This window comes from Candidatus Firestonebacteria bacterium RIFOXYD2_FULL_39_29 (assembly GCA_001778375.1).
Classification (GTDB): Bacteria; Oederibacteriota; D2-FULL-39-29; order D2-FULL-39-29; family D2-FULL-39-29; genus D2-FULL-39-29.
Genome location: MFGV01000039.1, coordinates 1 through 5,428, shown reverse-complemented (window position 1 = coordinate 5,428; position 5,428 = coordinate 1). Strand labels below are relative to the sequence as shown.

General features: G+C 36.5%; 2 protein-coding genes. One reads left to right on the top strand and one right to left on the bottom strand.

Going from position 1 to position 5,428, the window contains the following annotated elements; genetic code table 11:
- Positions 1-354: 354 nt before the first annotated feature.
- On the bottom strand, positions 355-2,652 hold the full coding sequence (locus A2536_04675) for a hypothetical protein (protein OGF46721.1): 2,298 nt from the start codon (positions 2,650-2,652) through the stop codon (positions 355-357).
- A 141-nt stretch (positions 2,653-2,793) separates the two neighbouring features.
- Here A2536_04675 and A2536_04670 point away from each other — a divergent pair, with 141 nt between their 5' ends.
- A complete protein-coding gene (locus A2536_04670) occupies positions 2,794-5,046 on the top strand; it encodes a hypothetical protein (GenBank protein OGF46720.1) in 2,253 nt (750 codons plus the stop codon).
- Positions 5,047-5,428 lie beyond the last annotated feature (382 nt).

The window sequence follows — 5,428 nt, the reverse complement described above, 5'->3', positions numbered from 1 at the left end:
ATTTGCTTAAACAGGTAATAATCGTTTTTCTCAGGGTATATACAGGTTTTTATAGGGCTATTTATTATAGTTGCGGAATCGCTGAGATAAAGCAATTTTCGTAATCCCTCAGTTATGGGGGTAATTACAATCGATGTAGTTGCCCCATTTCCGCCTGAGGCGGATCTGCCTCAGGCATGACATTGGGCGCTTTAAAAATGCCTGATAAATCAGGCAACTACATTGTAATGTGACCCGAAACTGAGGGATTCCCAATTTTCTCAATTGGGCTTTTACTTTTATGGACTTTATATGACGTTTACAATATAAGTATTTTTGATTGGAAAGAAGGATCACTGCAGAAGGTGTTTCTATTTATCTGGGTTTATTCCCTCTGTATCCGCTTCTGGGTTTGCCATAAAAGGATTTCTCGCCAAAATGTCCGGGGCGTCTTTCAGTGTTAGAACCTGCATAAGGTTTTCTTTCCGGTCTTCCGGAAGAGAAGTTTTTGTTGAAAGACCGGCTCTCTGTATTAGAACCGGCGTAAGGTCTTCTTTGAGGTCTTTCTGAAGCTGAGTAAGTCCGGCCATCTGTATTACCTGCGTAAGGTCTTCTTTCAGATCTTCCGGAAGAAGAGTCCCTGTTAAAAGGACGCCTTTCGCTATCAGTTTTGCTGTGAAAAGCTTTTGCCTCGTAAGGTCTTTTTTCCCAATGGTTGGATTTCTTCCAGCTGCTTTTTCTTCCAAAATTACTTTCGTTCTTATTGCGGGAGTCGTCTCTGTCGTAAGGTTTTCTGCTTCCAAAACCGGTATCCCTGCCGTGGTACGGCTTGCGTTCGTGAAACGGGCGGCTTTTACTATGGAACGGGCGCCTCTCCTCGAAAGTATTTAATTTTTCTCTGCCTTCGTTATGCTCGTATTTGTTGCCAAAATTCTCGTCTCTTCTACCTTCGATAGGACGGGAAGGTTTGCCGTGAAATGTTCTATTGTCAGAGCGCGGAGGTCTCTCTCTGAAAGATGAAGGTCTCTTCTCAAAACGGTCAGACTTTTTCCAGCCCTCATTTCTTTCAAATCTATTTCCGGACGGTGGTTTTGAATTGTTTCTATTAAAGGGCTTAGGTGAATAATCCGGTCTATGTGAAGAGAAATGCTCTTTCTTTACAGGGTTGTCTTTCCGTATTGCTTCACTGCTGGAAGTTTTGATTTCTTGAGCCGGTGCCGGTATGGAATGGTGGACGGGCTTTTGAATCTGCTCTACTATCTTGGCTTCAGGCATTACCTTGTTTGTGTCCAAGTAAACTCTGTTTACCGGTTTGGAATCTTTAACAGATTTTCCGTGATGTTCGGTTTTTCCGATAAAAGGCTTGCTTTCGTAATCTTTCCAGGATTTAGTATTGTACCTGTTCTTTGATACTCTTTTAGCTTTGTGAGAAGAGCTGTCAGCTGCTGTCAATGAATGACTTTTTGCGGCTAATCCTCTGATATTCGCAGGTTTGTGAGAAACCCCGCGCGCCGCTTTACCCGGTGCTCTATGCTCGGAACCAAATTTCAAGGCAGGAACATTAGGATGAACTGAAACCGGAATTTTTGCTCTCATGATTTTTTCTATATTTTTAACATCCTCGCCCTGTTCCGGAGAGGCGATAGTTATAGCATGACCTTTTTTTCCTGCTCTTCCGGTGCGTCCTATTCGGTGAACGTAATTTTCAGGATCCTCGGGAATATCAAAGTTAACAACAAGCTCAATACCTGTAACATCAATCCCCCTGGATGCAATATCCGTAGCTGTGAGTATTCTGTATCTGCCGGCTTTAAAGCGGTCAAGGGCTTCTTTTCTTTGAGACTGGCTTCTGTCAGAATGAATTTCTGCCGCTTTATGCTCCAATTCTTTGAGAAGTTTGGTAACCTTGCTTGCGCCGCGTTTTGTGCGGGTAAAAATTAGAACCGGCCCGGTATACTGCTTTAAAAGTTCCCCGAGTAGTTTCCCTTTATGTTCTCTTTTTACAATGAAAAGCTCCTGGGTAACGGTCTCCGCAACAGTGCCTGACGGGGCGACTTCTATATGTGTAGGATTCTTCATATAATTTGCCGCAATATCTATAACTCCCTCAGGAATTGTCGCTGAAAAAAGCATAGTATGTCTTTCTTTTGGAATACGTCTTAATATAATTTCAATCTGGGGAAGGAAGCCCATATCAAGCATTCTGTCGGCTTCATCCAGTATCAGCATGTTAAACTCAGTAAGGTTTATTAGGTTTCTGTTTAACAGGTCATTTAACCTTCCGGGAGTGGCGACCAATATGGCAGGTTCTTTCTTCAGCTCTTTGATCTGAGAAAATATTGAAACCCCTCCAATAAGTACTGCGGTCTTGAAACCAAAAGCAGGTGTGAGCTTTACGAGGGTTTCGTTTACTTGAATAGCCAGCTCTCTTGTAGGTACGAGTACTAAACCTTTACCTTTATGTATTGAAAGCTGCTGTATCATCGGTATTCCAAACGCCAGAGTCTTACCTGTGCCTGTTTGAGCTACTCCTATAATGTCTTTTCCTGCGACTGCTGCAGGAATAGCTTTTCTTTGAATAGGAGTAGGCGTGACAAATCCAAGCTTGTCAAGAAGTTCCAGAATTTTAATATCAATTCCAAGATTATGAAAGGTGAAGTTTTCTGAAGTCATTAAGAATATTATAACCTATTAAAAGCATCAGGTATATAGCAAAATGCATGAATGCATGAATGTGAAATGTGTAAAATATGCTTAAGTTTAGGTATTTTAAATTAACTTCAAAAAACGTATGTCTTGTGGTATATTAATCTTATGTCGACTAAAGTAGAAATATTAAAAAGAATAAAATCAGGGATTCCCGGTTTAGATGAGATGTGTGATGGGGGATTCATTCAAGGTACAATTACACTTGTTGCCGGGCATTTTGGAACAGATAAAAAGTTGTTTGGACTTCAATACTTAAAAGAAGGCTTAAATAATGGAGAAAAATGTATTTACATTTCATTTGTGGAAAATCCTTTAAGTACATTAAAATTCTACGCTATTTTAAAAACAGACTGGGAATCATATATAAATAAAGGAAGTTTGATTGTATTTCCTGCGAATATATTCAAGATAGATACTTTACTTGTTTCATTGAAAAAGGTATTTAGCAGAGAAAAAATAATGAGGGTGTTCATTGATGAAATGCCGGTGTCATTTGTAAAGAGAATTAAGATATCTGAAAAAATAAATAAGATATTTAAAACCCTAAAAAAATACGGAATAAGTACGTTTTTTACTGCGACAATTTCAAAAAAAGAAGAGGCTTTATTCTCGGGAAATATACCTTTCTTAAAATTAATAGATAATATTATGATTTTGCGTGGTCTGGAGTTAACAACATTGAAAGTAAAAGAAAGTGTTATTGATACAAAAACAAAAGAAATTAGAATGACAAAAGAAGGATTGGGGCTTTGTGATACAAGAAATGAGTCTGATAAAATAAAGATTCCTAATGTTATTTCAACTGCCGATTTAGCTTATCATATTGCTCAATTTTCTCCGGAAGAGGAGAGGATGAATAAGATTGTAAAAGAGTTTGAACTGAAGAATCCAAATATAAATGTTAACAGAGTAGAAAGCGACAAACAAACAGATATTCGGGAATTTTATGTTAATTCTAAGTTTAATTTTGAGGGCATTTTGAGAAAATATATGGCTAAGCAGGATATTACTTTAGGCCTCGTTTGCTTGCCTTACAATAAAGTATATGAGTATGCCAGTCAGGGTTTGTTGATGAATTTAGATAGTTTTATCAAAACAACTGATTATTTGGAAGAATCTATAGAGTCGTGTTCGTTTAATAACAAGATATACGGAGTTCCTTTTACAGTAGGTTGTAGAGGCATGATGTATAGAAAAGATTTGCTTGAGAAGTATAAAATTAAAGTTCCGGAGACCTGGGATGAATTAATGGACGCCGCGCAATATATTTTAGATAAGGAAAACGATCCTGCGCTTACAGGTGTGTCTTATCAATTGGAAGGAAAAGCAGAAATAGTAAGTATGCTTTTGGGATTTGTTTGGGGTAATAACGGGGATATATTTGACAGCAAAAGCAATATTATTACCGATAAGAAAATTATATCTGCGCTTAAATACATGAAAAAAGTAATATTTACGTATAAGGTAATTCCCGAAGATGATAGATTTTTTCCTACAAAAGATGCTGAAAATTTTTATTTAAAAAAGAGTATATTTTTAATGGCAAGAACTGATCTTGTTGAGATTGCATTCGGCTGGGATAAAACACCGCTGGGGAATAATATGGATTCTATAAAAGGAAATGTATGGGTAGCTCCCATGCCAAAAATGGAAAAAAGCAGCAAAAGGTGTGGTTTGGCATATGGCAGCGCATTATGTATACCTAAAAATACAAAAAGCCCCAAATCCGCTATTTTGTTTTTAGAATATTTAATAAGTGAGGAAATTTCAAAAAAAATTGCATTAATAAATTGGCCTTTTCCTCCCAGGATTTCATTGTGGGAAGATAAGGAAATACTGAGTAAAAGACCCTACTATACTTCCGCAGAGAAAATATTAAAGGATTGCAGAGGTATTAATAAAGAAATTATAAACTGTCCGGAAATAAAATATTTGATTAAAGAAAAAACATTGCAGATAATGTATGAAAATAAGAAACCCGAAGAAGAATGGATAACTTTATCTAAAAATATAAAAGAATTATTAAGAAGGCACTCTATATACAGAAAAACAGTGGAGAGAGTTGTGAGTTATACGGAAAAAAAATATCGCAATAAAGAATTCTATGAGGGCCTTTTAGCGGAGATGAAATTAAGTCCGCATTATTTGCAGAGGATATTTAAGGTGGAGACCGGCATGACAATATTAGATTATTTATTGGAAATTAGGATGGAAAAAGCTAAGGAGTTGTTAAAAAATGTAAAATATAATATTAGCGATGTAGCGCAAAAAGTTGGTTATTCGGATTTTGCCTATTTCTGTAAAATGTTTAAAAAATATACAAAATATACTCCCACGGAATACAGAACAAAATATTAAGCTATTCACCTGTAATTCCCGCCAAAATCAATAATCCTTAAGTTCGCTATATGATTAAATGCAATATAATCTATATGTTATCCGGGAACGGGATGTCAGTGGTACTATTGTTATATAAATAAACTGTTTCGTCCACTTGAAAAAAAGAGGAAATGATATAGACTAACATATAGGAGATTTGATTATGAAAAAAATAATAAATCGGCTATCAAGAAAAGGCTTTAAAAGAATAGGAATATTATCGTTTAACAGTGGCAGAAAACTTAGAGGGATATTATGAAAATACTCTCTGTTCTTTGTTAAAATTTTAGGCAGAAATCTTGAAAGAATCGTGTAATTTGGCATACTTTTTGAAATCAACAGGATGATTAGAGATCCAGTT